We start from the raw sequence: 16,045 nt of genomic DNA, 5'->3' as shown, positions 1-16,045 counted from the left end.
GATAGCTGTTGTTATTTTTGCATGTATACGGCGATAAAAGCAGGTAGAGGTAAAAACGACAAACTGGAAGAGTGGGCATTAGGTGGACGAGGTATGGGTGCTATCATTACTTTCTTCTTGTTAGCAGGGGAGTTTTTTACAGCCTTTTCTCTAACTGGGTTAGTGGGGCTAGCCTATAATAGTGGAATTGCGACGCTTTATATCATGTCCTATATCTCGATTGCCTGTATTATTGGATATTTTATATTACCGAAAATCAGACGTTATAGTAAGGAGCATAATCTAATTTCACAAGGTGACTTTTTCGAGAAAAAATATAATAGTTCGTTTCTAGGGAAACTTGTGACAATCGTTGGTGCTATTGCCATTATTCCAACAATCGTAATGGCACTAAAAGGGATGGGATTGCTTGTGTCTGTCGCATCCTACGGGGCAATTTCTTCTACAGCAGCCATTTGGTTTGGAAGTATTATTGTCTTAATCTATACACTTATCTCGGGACTTCATGGATCTTCTCGTGTAGCTTTGGTAAGGATGTTCTAATGTTTGGAGTCCTTTTATTTCTAGGTCTTTACTTACCATTCCATTTTTATGATGGCGTTGGATCAATGGTGAAAGAAATTGCAGTGGCTAAGCCAAATATATTAATATTTCCGGAAACAGGCTTAAGTCTAGTATGGTATGTCTCTACTGTTATTTTAATGTGTTTAGGTTTATATCTTTGGCCAAATTCATTCTTATCGACTTATGCAGCGAAAAATGACAAAGCCCTTCGTAAAAATACTATTTTAATGCCATTATATTCCTTGATGCAGCTATTTGCATGTCTTGTCGGTTTAACGGCAATATTAGCCATTCCGACTTTAGCAGGTGCTGAAAGTGATTTGGCATTAATAAAGTTGGTGCTTGAAACATTTAATCCATGGTTTGTAGGATTTATTGGAGCAACTGGATTACTCGCATCTTTAGTGCCTTGTAGTGTAGCGCTTATTACCATTGGTTCGATGATCACTTCTAATATTTATATGCCGTTGAAACCAAATACTTCCGTTCGTAAGCAAATGAATATCGCTCGTCTTTTTGCGAGCATTGCAGCGCTTATTAGTCTATATGCATCATTAAATTCACATGGTGCAATCGTGTTCCTCCAATTAATAAGTTATAACTTTATTATGCAGCTATTCCCAGCGCTAATTTTTAGTTTGCAAAAGAAGAACTTTGTTACAATACAAGGCGCAATCAGCGGTATTGTCATCGGTGTATCATTGGCATTATATTCTGCAGCGACAGGGACTACTGTAGCAACGGTATTTCCGAATTTACCTTCATTTATTTTAGATATTAATAATGGTTTATATATGTTAATCATTAACTTAATGGTTACGGTATTTGTCAGTCTTGTAACTCAAAAATCGACAGCAACAAGTAACAGATTAGAAAGTGAGACTGTATAAAATGAAAAACGAGAATTATGAATTAGCAAAAAGACTAAGACATGAACTACATCAACATCCTGAACTATCTAACGAGGAAGTTTGGACGAAAAAACATTTAATGGACTTTTTGGAAGCGAATACAAAACTAGAGATTATAGATAATGGAAGTTGGTTCTATTGCATATACCGGGCAGGAACTGATAAGCCAAATATTGCTTTCCGTGCCGATTTTGATGCGCTTCCAATGGATGAATATATCGAACTGCCATGGGGTTCTCAAATCCCTGGAAAAGCACATAAATGTGGTCATGACGGCCATTCAGCAACACTAGCAGGATTTGCGCTTGAGATTGATCAAATGGGTGCTGATAGAGATATTTTTTTCCTCTTTCAACCTGCAGAGGAAACAGGGGATGGTGCTATTCAATGTGTTGATTTCATTAAGGAACACAATATTGATGAAATTTATGCCTACCATAATATGAGTGGATTCCCTTACAAGTCTGTTGGGATTATAGATGGCACAACGATGTGTGCATCTAAAGGGATGACCATACATCTAGAAGGTGCTCCTACTCATGCTAGTCAGCCAGAAAAGGGAGTCAATCCCTCTTTCGCTATTGGTAAAATTCTCGGTGCGATTCCTGAATTCACCTCACCGGAAAAAAACAAAGGTCTTATCCTATGTACAGTTGTACAAATCGATGTAGGGGAAAAAGCTTTTGGTATTGCTGCATCCAAAGGAGATCTTCGTATGACGATACGTGCTCTTTACGAAGAGGAGTTGGATAGACTACAAGAAAACCTTGAAAACTTTGCAAAAGCCCAAGCAGAAGAATTCGGATTAAAAGTAAGTTTCCAATATAATGATGAATTTCCGGAAACGTTCAATCATAAAGAAAGTGCAGATAAAGTTCGTTTCGTTACAAAAGCCAAGGGGATAGAGTTAGTGGAAATGAAAGAAGCATTCCGTGGGTCAGAAGACTTTGGACACTATACAAAGTTGACAAAAGGTGCATTTTTCTTTATTGGTAATGGGGAAGATCACCCGCATGTTCATACGAATGAGTTTGACTTCCGCGATGAACTGATTGAATCGGGTGTTGAATTATTCAAGGAATTAGTTAAATTATAATTTTATATCTGACTATTTAAAAGCTGAACTAATCCAATCGATTAGTTCAGTTTTAAAATTCCAGACTTAGTTAAAGGTTTAACAAAAGGAAAAATTTTTATTAGATGGAATCTAGACACATAGACTTACGATTTACAAAGAAGTTTGTTATTCTATAAATAAATCATTATTTACAATCATCGTAATTTATAGAAAAATATTATACTCAAATGAAGTAAATGATTTGCAAACAAAAAGGGGGGACAATTGGATGATTACGGCAACAGCAAATTCTATTTCTATCGCTACCATTAGAAGAGAAGGTGGGAATTTAATCGTCGATTGGTTAAATCAGCATCAACAATCGTTCTATATACTCGGCTCTTGTTATCTCAGTAGTCCACAACAAATCGAAGAGATTTTTTACCGGACCATTTTATATGCCCAAAAGGAATTGCCTCGTTTTAAAAGTAAAATACGATTCGAAACGTGGGTTACGTCCATATTTGTACATAACTGCCGAGAGGTTTCTCGGGATAAAAGTAAAGAAAGTGGAGCTCGTCAAGGTATCTTCAAAGCACTGGATCAATTGCAACAGGATGAGAAAGCAGCGATCGTCCTTACATACGTACAACGATTTACTCAAGAAGAATCCGCTTATCTTCTCCAAGTTTCAGTGGGAAAGTTGAAAGAGTTGTTGACTTCAGGAATCCAGAAACTCAAAAATGAAGTATGGTCTGGATCGAACCTTCATGGTTGTATGGAATATCAAAAGGATTATCTCGATTACTTAGAACAAACAATGGAACGCTCGAAAAAGATCGATTTAGAAGTACATATATACGGATGCCAACAATGTCAGGAGGAGTTGGCTGCCTTTCAGGATGTTATATCGACTCTATCAAATCTTGCAGATAGAATAGAAGACTTGCATATGCCGACTGATCTCATGGAGAACATCATAGAAAAGCTAAAAGAAAACGAGAAGTACAGGCAACAGAAGAATAAGAAACGTAAAAGAATGGGACTGGTTTTGGGCAGTGCATTCGCCATATTAATAGGTATAGGTTTTGTTACAGGTACATTTTCCAACCTCTACTATTCATGGACAGAAGAAGATCCGGAATTGATCTCCTTTTTACAACAAGATCTTGGTCAAAGGCTGAACCTGGAAGCAGAAAACGAAGGAGTAAAAATTACGATAAAGAGCGTAATTGCAGATGATTTTCAGACACTCATATTTTATGAAATTGAAGATACAGTGGAAGACAGCCAATATATGATGAATTATGATAATGGAATGCTAGTAAAAAATGGATTTGAAATTATGAACAATTCAACATATCCAAGGTATTATCCTCCTGACCTAGAATCAGATGTCAATAATAGAGAAAAAAACGTGTATCGAGGAAAAGTTAGTATGTTGCCTCTTAATACCGATAGCGCAACAATCGAACTTCAAATTACAGGTCTTTATAAATTGATTCGTAATTCATCTGAATCCCAAAATTTCATGGGCTATGAAAATATTGAAAATAAAACAGGAGAGTGGAACTTCGAGATACCTGTAACCAAAAAGCCTTCCACCGAGTATACAGTGGATGAAGTAATAGAAATAGAAGGAATTCCGATTCGATTTGAAAAACTAACCGTTGCACCAACAGCTACAACAATTCAATTTAGTATTAATCATGGTTTAACAGAAAAACGGATAAACAATCTTAACTTGAACAATCTAGAAGTGAATAATAAAAAGATGGAAGCGGATATATATGGAAACTCTTATGTAGATTTACAGCAAGATGTGAATTGGACAACTTTTCAAACGCATTTTGACCCTCTTTTTGGAGAAAAACCAAAAGAGGTTAATGTTCAACTAGAATCTGCTAATTTAACGTTTGAAATAAAAAAAACGATTGACTTGGATGATAACCGGGAATATCCACAAACGTTTGAATATGCAGGAAGTACAATCTCTATAGACAAGCAGGAAGATGAGCAGTCTACCAATATTATCATAAGCAATCATGAATTGGAGAATCGAGCTTATGAGACGTTTCATTACAATTTTGTAAATGAGTATGGTGGGTCATCTAGTGCAATGGAGATGAATTCGGAGGCAGTACTTGTTGATAAAAATGGGGTAGCTTACGAACTGAATCAACCTGATTTTAGATATGAAGAACTCGAACAACCTCGTTATTTCACTACGGTTGATAGTGCTAAGTTCTATAGTGAAAATGAAATTCCAAAAAAACTTGAGATTTACGGATATCAAACAACGAAATATTTAGATGATGTTGTGAAGATTTCTTTGAAATCACAGATCAAGGAAAAGAAATAAAAGATATAAATATTATCTGGCGCATTTCTTGTTACAGGAATGCGCCAAGGTATATCGAATAACTCTTAAGCTAAAAAGAGCGAAGATTAAAAAGTTCACTGTTCAAATAGATAGATTAGCACTTGGCAAAACATTCTTGTAATTCTAAATAGTTGTGTTAATATTTAGATGCATGAACAATTAAATAGATGACTGCTAGGGGAGCCTATTATAGGCTGAGACACATCATGGATGTAAACCCTTTGAACCTGATCTAGTTAATACTAGCGGAGGGAAGCAGCTGGGTCCCTACTGTCGTACGTTTAGTTTCATTATGTAGAAAACAGCCGCTTTCCGTTTATGGAGAGCGGTTTTTTGTTTAGAAAAATATTGCTTGGAAGGGGAAAAGCAATGGAGAAAGAAATACAAAATCGAATTATTAAAGCAGTAAATGAACGTAAAGAGGAACTCCTTCTGATACTGGAAGAACTAGTTGGTTTTCCAACAGTTAGTCCTCCTGCAAGAAATACAGAGGAGATCCAAAATTATATTGCCAACTTTTTAGAAGCACACCAATTTGAAACCGATAGTTGGGATGTGTTTCCAAATGATCCGAATGTAGTAGGAATAAAAAGAGGAGCAGATGGATTGCATTATCACAGTCTAATCATTAACGGTCATATTGATGTGGCAGAAGTTGGGGATGAGAGTGCTTGGACTGTGCCAGCATTTAAGCTAACAAATAAAGATGGATATGTATTTGGCAGAGGGACCTCTGATATGAAAGGTGCAATGGCCGCAACGTTATTCACTGTCAAACTATTTAAAGATTTAAATATTGAAATAAAAGGTGATCTACAAATTCAGTCTGTTATTGGAGAAGAGGCGGGAGAAGCGGGAACGCTTTCTTGTATAGAGAGAGGATATACGGCTGATTTTGCTCTAGTAGTAGATGGAAGTGATCGTCAAATTCACGGCCAAGGTGGAGTAATAACTGGTTGGATAACGATTAAAAGTAAGGATGTTTTCCATGATGCCATGCGGATGAAAATGTTGCATGCAGGAGGATTAATAAAAGGCGCAAGTGCCATAGAAAAAATGATGAAAATTATTGCTGGTCTTCAAGATTTGGAGAGACATTGGGCAGTAACAAAACAGTATCCTGGATTTGCTCCAGGCACAACAACGATAAATCCAGCGGTTATTGAAGGTGGCAGGCATGCAGCTTTTATAGCAGATGAATGCAGACTTTGGATTACGGTACATTTTTATCCGGATGAAACGTACGAATCAGTTACTACTGAAATAGAAAATCATTTAAACCAAGTAGCGATGGCGGATCCTTGGTTAAGAGAAAACCCTCTTGAATATCGTTGGGGTGGAAAATCTATGATTGAAGAAAGAGGAGAGATATTTCCGGCATTAAAAATGGATACGAAACATCCAGCGGTTCAATTACTGGCAGCGTGTCATGAGCAAATAGACAAAGATCTAGTCCAAATAGGAATGTCCAAATCTGTTACTGATGCAGGCTGGCTTGGACAAGCTGGAATTCCGACAGTTATTTATGGTCCAGGAAAACTGGAAGAAGCGCATTCGGTTGATGAAAAACTAAATATAGAGGAACTACTCTTGTTTACTCAAACTCTATTGTTATTTATTTACCAATGGTGTAATACCAAAAAATAAAAGAAACCAATTTTTCAGGAGGTATATCTTATGATTTCTACAATGAAATTTAGCGAACGATTATTTGAAAATGTAAAACCAATTTGGGCGAAGAATCATCAACATCCATTTGTGCAGGAATTAGGGAAAGGAACATTGGCTGAAGAAAAGTTTATTCATTATATGAAGCAGGATTATGTCTATCTATTAGACTATTCGAAGCTTTTTGCGGTAGGAGTTCAAAAATCACTTGATTTAGAAATGATGACCAACTTTTCAAAAACCCTTCACGATACACTCCATTTTGAAATGGATTTACATCGTGCTTTCGCTGCAGAGTTTGGCATTTCTAAAGAGGAGTTAGAAGCTACTAAGCCAACTCCTACAAATTTAGTTTATACACGCTATATGTTAAATGTTGCTCAAAATGGTTCCCTTGTAGAACTAGTTTCCTGTATACTCCCTTGTGCTTGGGATTACTGGGAAATTGGGAAGCTACTGCGTGCACAATATGGTGATAGTTTGTCCACAAACAAATATGCAAAATGGATTGAAACATATGATTCCGAAGAATTTGCAGCTGGCGCAAAGTGGTTAATCCAGTTAATGGATACGTTAACGGAAGGTAAACCCGAAAGAGAACTTGCTCGGATCGAAGAGCATTTTCAAATGACGTCTAAGTTCGAGTATCTATTTTGGGAAATGAACGATCAATTAGAAGAATGGCCAATCTAAGGTAGAAGGTGAAAAGAATGAATAAAACCAGAAAGCTAACTTTGACATCGGTCATTATTGCGATAACGACCATATCTAGTCATCTCATATTTATACCGGTTGGTTTTGCTAAGATTTTCCCAATCCAGCATTTCGCAAATGTACTTTTGGCTGTGTTGTTAGGTCCATGGTATGCAGTTGGGGGAGCATTAATCGTTTCTACTTTACGAAATTTATTGGGTACGGGCTCTATTTTTGCTTTTCCAGGAAGTGTAATTGGCGCACTTCTGGCTGGTTTCTTGTATTCAAAAACGAAAAAGCTTGGATTTGCATTTGTTGGAGAAGTTGTTGGTACTGGGATTCTCGGTGCCATTGCAACGTACCCAATAGGCGTCCTTCTATTTGGAAAAGAACTAACACTTTTTGGATTTGTGCCAGCCTTTATGTTTAGTTCGTTTACCGGAGCCTTTTTAGCGTTTGGATTGTTAAAAGTGATGATGAAAAACAAAATGATGGGAGGATTATTAGATGAAAACAGTGCTTACAATAGCAGGATCTGATTCAGGAGGAGGAGCAGGTATCCAAGCGGATATTAAAGCAATTTCTGCAAATGGGGCATTCGGAATGTCTGTCATTACGGCGGTGACTGCCCAAAATACAAAAGAGGTGCGCTCTGTTCAACAAATTGATTTGAATATCATTCAAGACCAATTAGAAGCAGTCTTTGACGATATTCAAGTCGATGCAGTGAAAATTGGAATGCTAGGAAATAAGGATACTGTTCACGTAGTAGCGGAAGCATTAACGAAATATAAACCTAAATATATTGTCGTCGATCCGGTCATGATTTCAAAGGGCGGTCATTATCTTTTAGAACAATCTGCTGTAGAAGCTTTAAAGAAAGAACTCCTTCCCTTGTCGTCTATTATCACACCAAATATTCCAGAAGCGGAAGTATTGATAGGTCGAACATTGCAAACGGAAGAGGAAATGTATAAAGCGTGTGAGCAAATAATGGAGATGGGGGTGGATGCTGTACTGATAAAAGGGGGACATTTGATGGGGCCTCCAAATGATCTTTTCTACAATGGAGTGGACTTTCATTGGTTAAAAGCGAATCGAATTCAGACAAAAAATACACATGGAACGGGCTGTACATTATCTTCTGCAATTGCAGCAAATCTAGCAAAAGGCTCTACTTTACTTGAAGCGGCGACATTAGCAAAACAGTATATAACTACTGCGATTACGCATAGTTTGCCTTTAGGTTCAGGACACGGACCGACACATCATTTTTATGATTTATATGAGAGCTCGAAAATGGGAATGAAATAGATAGGAGAAATACTAGATGAATAGAAAAGTAGTAAGTGACTTATTCTCACTTGTCCGCAGTCGAAACCCACTCGTCCATCATATTACCAATATGGTGACAATCAATGATTGTGCAAATGTAACCCTTGCAATTGGAGCTTCTCCTGTAATGGCAACAAGTGTTGAAGAAGTAGAGGAAATGGTGCAATTAGCAAACGCACTAGTGCTGAATATAGGAACAATTCAAGCGGCGACTTTTTCTGCAATGCTACTAGCTGGGAAAGCTGCAAATGAAAAAGGAATCCCCGTTATATTTGATCCGGTCGGCGTAGGAGCTACAACGTATAGAAAAAAGTTAGCAGGAGAACTAGTAGAAAAGATAAAAGTAGCAGTTATTAGAGGGAATGTAAGTGAGATAGATTCACTAATTGGTGGAAATGGGAAAACGCGTGGTGTAGATGCAGGGAATAACTCATTGGATAGTAAAGAACTTGCGAAGAAAGCTGCAAATCTTTTTTCTTGTATTGTAGTAGTGAGTGGAAAAGTTGATATTGTCTCTAATGGAAAAGAGATCGCTCAAATTGAAAACGGCGATATATGGTTAACAAAAGTAACAGGTACAGGATGTATGACAACCTCCTTAATAGCTAGCTTTGCAGGAACAACAGATGATTATTTTTCAGCGAGTATCGCGGGAATGTCAGCAATGAGTTTAGCAGGAGAGCGAGCGAGAGGAAGACTTTCTGAAGGAGCCGGAATTGGCCAATTTAAAGTTAAATTGATGGATGAGATTTTTCAGTTAGATGAAAATATATGGGGGAAAGAGGTCTCTATTCTTGAATCTTGATATGACATTGTATTTAGTGACGGAAGAATCAGTCCCGGTAGATTCATTGTTAAAAGTGGTGGAGCAAGCAATCGAAGGTGGCGTGACGATTGTACAACTCCGGGAAAAAAGTAGTTTAGGAAAAGTGTTTTATGAGAAAGCAAAGGCATTAAAAGAACTGTTAGATTCATATAATGTTCCGTTAATAATAAATGATCGAATAGATATAGCCATTGCAGTAAATGCAGCAGGCGTGCATATTGGACAGTCTGATTTACCCCTTGCTGTTGTAAAGAAAATCGTCCCTAAATCATTTATTATTGGTGTTTCAGCTGGAACTCTAGAAGAAGCGAGGAATGCGGAAAGGAATGGAGCAACTTACTTAGGAGTGGGCTCTGTTTTTCCGACGGGTACAAAAGAGGATGCGAAGCTATTACCACACGGAGTGCTGGAAGAAATAACGAAAACTGTTACAATCCCTGTAGTGGCGATTGGTGGTATCGCGATAGAGAATGTTGATGCATTACAACATACAGGAATTGCTGGAGTTGCTGTTGTGTCCGCTATAATGAAAGCAGATTCCCCTTCTCTTGCAGCGAAAAGTTTTTTAGAAAAGCTTAAGAAGTAGAAAAAAAGGATATCCTTTGTATTTGATAGGGACATCCTCTTTTTCAATTTATTCTTTTGCAAAATCTAGTTTCACTTTGCCTTCTACAAAGGTAAGGCTAGCATTAAACGTTTGACCGTTTTCTGCGACGAATCCTTTGATCACATTTGTTTTTCCTTTTGTGCAAAGCAGTTTAATCTGGCTTGGAGTAATCTTTTTCTTTAAAAAGAAGCCGTTAAACGTCTGTGTACACCCATTTTGTATTCTGTGCAACCATAAAAACTTTTATGGGCAATTATGGACCCTTTTTTACACTTGGGACAAGTTACAATAGGATCTCTCTTGAATTTCGAATCATATTTTGATGCACGAGGAGCGAGTTTTATATCAATATTTTTTGTTTTTAATTGATTCGGGACTTCTTGTAACAAGCTTTGAATAAACTTTGCGATGCTACCAAGAAACCGTTCCTGTGAACCTTCTCCATTGCCGATTTTTCGCAAATATGTTTCCCATTTTGCTGTCATGGATGGGCTTGCAAGAAGATTTCCTTCAATTGCTTGGCAAAGAACACGTCCCTTATCGGTAATGGACACAATGTTTTTCTTTACATCAATATAGCCATGACGCTTAATTGTTTCAATAATTCCACTACGAGTAGCTTCCGTTCCAAGACCTTCGACTTCTTTTAAAATATCTGTTTCATTTTTGTCCTCCACAAGTTTTCCACAAGTTTTCATCATGGCTATTAGTTGGCCTTCTGTGTAAGGCTTTGGAGGTTGGGTTTTTCCTTCTTTTATTCCAATATTACTCTCTACTTTTTCTTGTTCAACTAAAGGAGGAAGTGAGGGTTCTTCTTTTTCTGTTTCTTTAGAAGAACGAACAAACAATGCTTTCCAACCTTTATCACGCTCTGTTTTACCGGTAGTAAAGAAAGGTAACCCGTTTACATCGGTTATCACTTTTGTTTCCGTGTATAAATAATCGGTATGAAACATAGCGAGTGTCGTGCGTACGATTTCTTCGTATAGATTTCTTTCAATATTAGATAACCCCGCAAGCTTAGCTTGTGTAGGTAGTTTTTTGGTCGGTATGATCGCATGGTGTTCCTGAACTTTTGAATTATCCACATAACGCCTTTTAGGAACGAGCGAAGCAACAGGGAAGGGGTGTCCAATAAGCTGTTGATATTCCAATAATTGTCCAGCAAGATAAGAAAACTCACCTGTAGTTATAAAGCGAGAATCCGTTCTTGGATACGTCACAAGCTTCTTTTCATATAGCCCTTGCATTGTCTTTAAGACATCTGCGGGGCTTGTTTTCCACAAGCGATTGGCAGTTGCTTGTAACGTGGACAAAGAATGGAGCTGCGGTGGTGGCATTCGTTTATCCAGCTTTTCCACAGAAGTAATAACTCCAGGTGAATTTGGATGGATATTATGTTTCGCGAGCAGTGCTTGAATGATTTCTCTTTTTGGCTCTTTTGCTTTTGCTTTTCCTTTATAGGTCCCATGCTCTGCTGTAAACATTGCTTCAATCTCAAAGAAGGGTTCTGAAACAAAGTTTTCTATCTCCATTTGTCGTTGATAAATTAAATAGATAGTTGGCGATTGAACACGTCCGATTGGAAATACTTCTCGAATACCCTGCGATTGCAGAAGGAGAGAATATAACCTTGAACCATTCATCCCTACAAGCCAGTCACTAATTTGACGGGCTTTCGCTTCTTCATACAACAGAAGATCTTTGCGATTGTCCTGTAGATTAGCAAATCCTTTTTGAACTTCTTCAACTTCCAGTGAATTTATCCACAATCGTTTAATCGTTTTTCCTCTCGCACCTGTTTGGTTATATATACTATAGAAGATATTCGAACCTTCACGGTCTACGTCGCATGCATTAATAACAGTATCTGTCCCTTTTATGAGCTTCTTCACAATCGTAAACTGTTTGAATTTACCCTTTGCCACTTGGAATTCATATCGGTTTGGCAAAATTGGCAAACTGTTTAGCGACCATTTATCCCATTTCGGATCATATGCTTTTGGTTCTTTCAATTCTACTAAATGACCGATTCCCCAAGTTATATATGCTCCTTCAGGGAAGATTGGGCATGGGTTGATTTCTAAATATCCCTCGTGGCGCTTAACAGAAAAAGCGTCTGCGTATGCCTTTGCTTGGGATGGTTTTTCAGCTAGGATGACAGGTTTCATAGCGGCACCTCATTTCGGGTAAAATAGAAACGTTCGTTCCTTTATTATCGCATAGATTAAGAAGGTTTTCTAATTCAATGGAAGTCTTTATTTTATTAATTCATTGATAGGTTATTTCATCATCCGCCTATGGGAGAGGGGGACCCTTTACTCGAGAGAGCAATTGAAAGCGAGTATGGTTTCCCAGCGTTTCATGAAAAAGCTTTAAAGGTTTCATGAGTTAATCGTATAAAAGCTTGTAACGGAGGAGTCATCAACTTATCTTTATGCCAAGCAATCTGGGTATAAACAGGTGTTGAGGTGTTTAGCCAAGCTAATTCCTTCATTTTCCCGGAACGAATGTCAGACTCGATTGCCATTTTAGGTAGTACAGCTATACCCAATCCTGCAATAACACATTGTTTTATGGCCTCTATACTTCCGAACTCGTATTTATTTAATGGGTAAACCTTCGCTGAACGAAGATTGTCTTCTAATAAAGTTCGATAAGAACACCCAGTTTCAGTAAGCAAAAAGGTTTCTTGTTCTAAATCCTTTGGATAAACTTCCGGTCTTGCAAGTAATGGATGATCGGGCGCAGCAACTAATTTGATATTTTCTTGTATAAGAGGCTCTATTTTCAAGGCTTCTCCTGGTTTTACTGTATCCATAATGAATGCAATATCGAGCGAACCATCCAGTAATTGCTTTCTAGCCATTTCGTCAGAATGTGCAGGCTTAAAAATGACTTTGACGTTAGGATATGTCTTCTTAAACTCCATGAGGATGGGAGGAAGTCGGTAAGTGCACTGGCTTTCCTGTGCCCCAATTGTAAGAGTCCCAGATAGTTCTTCATCTCCTCCAACAGCCATCTTTGCCTCTTCATTCAGCCTAATCATTTTATCAGCGTATAATTGAAACTTACGCCCGGCTTCTGTCAAAATTAATCGTTTACCTAGACGTTCAAACAACGGTGTTCCCAGTTCGGCTTCAAGCGATTTCATTTGTGCTGTTACGCTCGATTGAGCAAAATTCAATATTTTAGCAGTTTGGGTAAAGTTCAGAGTTTTAGCTGCTATCTGAAAGGTAATAAGATGTTTGTTCTCCAAATGTTTCACCTTCTTAAATCGTATTTTACGATTGATTCAATCAATATAATCCGTTTTAATGATTAATGTTTTCATTATATAATGGAAACTATAGAATAACAAATTCACGATAAAGTGGAGGGATTTATGATGACCATAGCAGTTCTGTACGGAGGAACTCGTCCAAACGGCAATACAGAGACATTAACAAAGAAGGCGATTCAAGGATTGGACGTAGAAGAGATATATTTGAAGGATTATTTGATTAAACCGATAGAGGATAAGCGGCATGCTGAGGAAGGGTTTACGAAAATCGATGATGATTATAATTCAATCATTGATCGCATACTTCAGCATGAAATTCTTATTTTCTCTACGCCGATTTATTGGTATACCATGTCGGGAACGATGAAAAATTTTATTGATCGCTGGTCTCAGACATTGAAAGACGCACAGTATCCTGATTTTAAAAATCAAATGGCTCAAAAAAAAGCATATGTGATTGCAGTGGGTGGAGATAACCCATACGTGAAAGGCTTACCACTAATTCAGCAGTTCCAACATATTTTTGATTTTATGGGAACAAATTTTGAAGGGTATATTATTGGGGAAGGTAACAAACCGGGGGAAATTCTTCAAGATACACAAGCATTATATGCGGCTAGTAAATTTCAGGAAAGTATTCGCTAGTAAATCCTATGTAACAAATTTGTTGACTGGAACATTCAAAATGCACATTAATCCAGATATCCAATCTGATATGTGCATTTTTTTATTGGTTAGGGAACTCTAGAAGATTTAGATAGGCGGAAACTTTTTTCAAGTAGCATTATAAAGAAACTGTGCGGTAAACAAGTTCGATTAAGTGTCCATTATGATTTCCGCTGCAGTCGGACGCTTTCCGCGGGCACGGCTTCAATCTCCTCGGAACTTACGTTCCTGCGGGGCTTTCAGCTCGCGCTGTTCCCGCTGGAGTCGCCGCCTTCCGCTTCAATCAACAAAATATGCTAGCTAATTAACGTTTAGCTACACAAACCAATTAGAAATATTAGAGCCACTGCACGTAGCTAAAAGTGGCGGCTATCACTAGATGAAAAAAATTACTTATCAATCAGTGAAACAGAATACCGAGTAATGTATATTTTAGTAAAATTAATTTCATCTCCTATTAAGCAAACTCTTTGATTGATTGCTTACGTATCTAAATTGGTTGCTTTCTTATAGAACTAGTTACTTACTTTCTAAACTGCTGATTGCTTTTACCCATTTACTGGACTAGTTTCTACGAGATATTTACTAATAATGGCTTTTATTCTTCGGTTCCAATAAAACTCTTGGTTTTAAAGCGAGAAACGAATTAGTCAGCAAGCTCCTTTGATTTTCGCGGAAGGGCGGCGACTCCTGCCGGAAGAGTGAGAAGATGAGACTTCACAACGTACGCGAAAGCGTCGGTGAAGGCTCATCACTCACCCGGCGGAAAGCGTCCGCCCTGTACTGAAAATCATTGCGGATAATTTATTCAACTTGTTACCGCGCAGTTTCCTTATTATGTCCGTTATTGTACTTTATCGTTCTCATGAGCTAAATTGGCCAGTGACAGGTGCTTAGCGCTCTTGTTCCTTTATGCATTCTATTATAAGAGTTTTTACTAATCTACTCTTCTATAATTTAAAGTATATTAACTTGTGTATAATATATTGTGATAAACGAATATATTCTGAGCAACTGTGCACAACTCAAGGTGAAGTATGAAATTATTTCAAATATGGGGGAAAGTTATGGATAAAGTTATTACTTTTAAGGATGTATCGTGGAGAAGAAGCGGTCAGGAAATATTAAGTCAGATTAACTGGGAAGTAAAAGAAAATGAGCATTGGGCCATTCTGGGGTTGAATGGTTCTGGAAAAACCTCATTACTAAACATAGTCAATGGTTATAACTTTCCAAGCGCGGGAAACGTTTCAGTCCTAGGCAATGAATTTGGCAAGACCAACCTACCAGAGCTACGGAAGGATATAGGGTATGTGAGTAGTTCATTAGAGAGGTTTTCTCAAATTTTAGAGCGCGAAACAGTAGAGGAAATTATTGTAAGCGGTAAATTTGCCTCATTTGGTTTATACGAAAAAGTGTCAAATGAAGACTGGGAAAAAGCGGATGCTTTACTTTCTGCATTGCGTTTAGATTATTTGAGTGGAAAATCATATAATTTGTTGTCACAAGGAGAGAGAAGAAGGGTACTTATTGCTAGGGCTTTAATGAGTGATCCAAAAATTTTTATTCTCGATGAACCATGTACAGGTTTAGACGTATTCTCCCGTGAAGAAGTATTATTTCTAATGAATGAGATTGTCCAAAACGATTGTCATTTACTTTATGTGACCCATCATATTGAAGAAATTGTGGATGTCATTTCGCATGTGATACTTCTTAGAGACGGAAAAATAGTAGCTTCGGGACCAAAGGAAGACGTTCTGACAGATGAACAATTATCAGAAGCTTATAAAATGCCGGTAAAAATTCGTTGGGAAGAAGATCGTCCATGGCTAACGATACAAAAGGATTTTGAAAAGATAAAGTTTAGTAATGTAAAAACTTTACTATAAAAATATAACTATCATATTTCGAGGATGGTTGGCTCACTCCCAGAGGGAAGAGGGGGGCTGATGTCTAAAATAAACAGAGTGCCACACAAGTTTACACAGCTTTTCTTTTGTGCACAAAAAAGGAACAGGCTCATTTTGGCCTGTTCCTTTAACTATTTGT

Annotated in this window: 13 protein-coding genes, 1 pseudogene and 1 riboswitch; of the genes and pseudogenes, 12 read left to right on the top strand and 2 right to left on the bottom strand. The window is 37.6% G+C overall.

Going from position 1 to position 16,045, the window contains the following annotated elements:
- The first annotated feature begins 21 nt into the window (after positions 1-21).
- The 10 genes from OR571_RS20790 to thiE all read left to right on the top strand — a co-directional run bounded on the left by OR571_RS20790 (position 22) and on the right by thiE (position 10,023).
- Positions 22-543, top strand: a complete 522-nt coding sequence (locus OR571_RS20790; protein ID WP_282245686.1) for a sodium:solute symporter family transporter — start codon at positions 22-24, stop codon at positions 541-543.
- Complete coding sequence (locus OR571_RS20785) at positions 543-1,454, top strand: sodium:solute symporter family transporter (protein WP_282245684.1); 912 nt, start codon at positions 543-545, stop codon at positions 1,452-1,454. Before OR571_RS20790 ends, OR571_RS20785 begins: the two co-directional genes overlap by 1 nt.
- Position 1,455: 1 nt before the next feature.
- Positions 1,456-2,571, top strand: a complete 1,116-nt coding sequence (locus OR571_RS20780; RefSeq protein ID WP_282245682.1) for a M20 metallopeptidase family protein — start codon at positions 1,456-1,458, stop codon at positions 2,569-2,571.
- A gap of 250 nt (positions 2,572-2,821) precedes the next feature.
- Positions 2,822-4,894, top strand: coding sequence for a DUF4179 domain-containing protein (locus tag OR571_RS20775; protein WP_282245680.1), 2,073 nt, complete (start codon positions 2,822-2,824; stop codon positions 4,892-4,894).
- Positions 4,895-5,081: 187 nt separating this feature from the next.
- Positions 5,082-5,186: riboswitch (TPP riboswitch) on the top strand.
- A gap of 98 nt (positions 5,187-5,284) precedes the next feature.
- Positions 5,285-6,562, top strand: a complete 1,278-nt coding sequence (locus OR571_RS20770; protein WP_282245678.1) for an acetylornithine deacetylase — start codon at positions 5,285-5,287, stop codon at positions 6,560-6,562.
- 30 nt (positions 6,563-6,592) lie between these two features.
- Positions 6,593-7,276, top strand: coding sequence for a thiaminase II (gene tenA, locus OR571_RS20765; RefSeq protein ID WP_282245675.1), 684 nt, complete (start codon positions 6,593-6,595; stop codon positions 7,274-7,276).
- A gap of 17 nt (positions 7,277-7,293) precedes the next feature.
- Positions 7,294-7,815: an energy coupling factor transporter S component ThiW gene (gene thiW / locus OR571_RS20760; protein WP_282245673.1), complete on the top strand. Its 522-nt coding sequence runs from the start codon at positions 7,294-7,296 to the stop codon at positions 7,813-7,815.
- Positions 7,784-8,590, top strand: coding sequence for a bifunctional hydroxymethylpyrimidine kinase/phosphomethylpyrimidine kinase (gene thiD, locus OR571_RS20755; protein ID WP_282245671.1), 807 nt, complete (start codon positions 7,784-7,786; stop codon positions 8,588-8,590). The genes thiW and thiD overlap by 32 nt, the downstream gene beginning before the upstream one ends.
- 16 nt (positions 8,591-8,606) lie before the next feature.
- A complete protein-coding gene (gene thiM, locus OR571_RS20750) occupies positions 8,607-9,416 on the top strand; it encodes a hydroxyethylthiazole kinase (protein ID WP_282245669.1) in 810 nt (269 codons plus the stop codon).
- The gene (thiE, locus tag OR571_RS20745) at positions 9,406-10,023 is read left to right on the top strand and encodes a thiamine phosphate synthase (protein WP_282245667.1); all 618 of its coding nucleotides are present in this window, start codon (positions 9,406-9,408) and stop codon (positions 10,021-10,023) included. Before thiM ends, thiE begins: the two co-directional genes overlap by 11 nt.
- Before the next feature lie 48 nt (positions 10,024-10,071).
- On the opposite strand, the pseudogene OR571_RS20740 reads toward thiE, so the two are convergent.
- Positions 10,072-12,215 (bottom strand): annotated as a pseudogene (locus tag OR571_RS20740) (type IA DNA topoisomerase).
- Between the two features lie 191 nt (positions 12,216-12,406).
- The gene (locus OR571_RS20735; protein WP_282245665.1) at positions 12,407-13,303 is read right to left on the bottom strand and encodes a LysR family transcriptional regulator; all 897 of its coding nucleotides are present in this window, start codon (positions 13,301-13,303) and stop codon (positions 12,407-12,409) included.
- Positions 13,304-13,432: 129 nt separating this feature from the next.
- On the opposite strand from OR571_RS20735, the gene OR571_RS20730 reads away from it, so the two are divergent.
- Both OR571_RS20730 and OR571_RS20725 read left to right on the top strand, forming a co-directional pair.
- A complete protein-coding gene (locus OR571_RS20730; RefSeq protein ID WP_282245663.1) occupies positions 13,433-13,972 on the top strand; it encodes a flavodoxin family protein in 540 nt (179 codons plus the stop codon).
- A gap of 1,088 nt (positions 13,973-15,060) precedes the next feature.
- Complete coding sequence (locus OR571_RS20725) at positions 15,061-15,885, top strand: ABC transporter ATP-binding protein (protein ID WP_282245661.1); 825 nt, start codon at positions 15,061-15,063, stop codon at positions 15,883-15,885.
- The last annotated feature ends 160 nt before the right edge of the window (positions 15,886-16,045 follow it).

The organism is Psychrobacillus sp. NEAU-3TGS (assembly GCF_029955155.1).
GTDB lineage: Bacteria > Bacillota > Bacilli > Bacillales_A > Planococcaceae > Psychrobacillus.
Note: the sequence above shows the minus strand (reverse complement) of the source record. Positions and strands in the feature narration are given on the sequence as shown.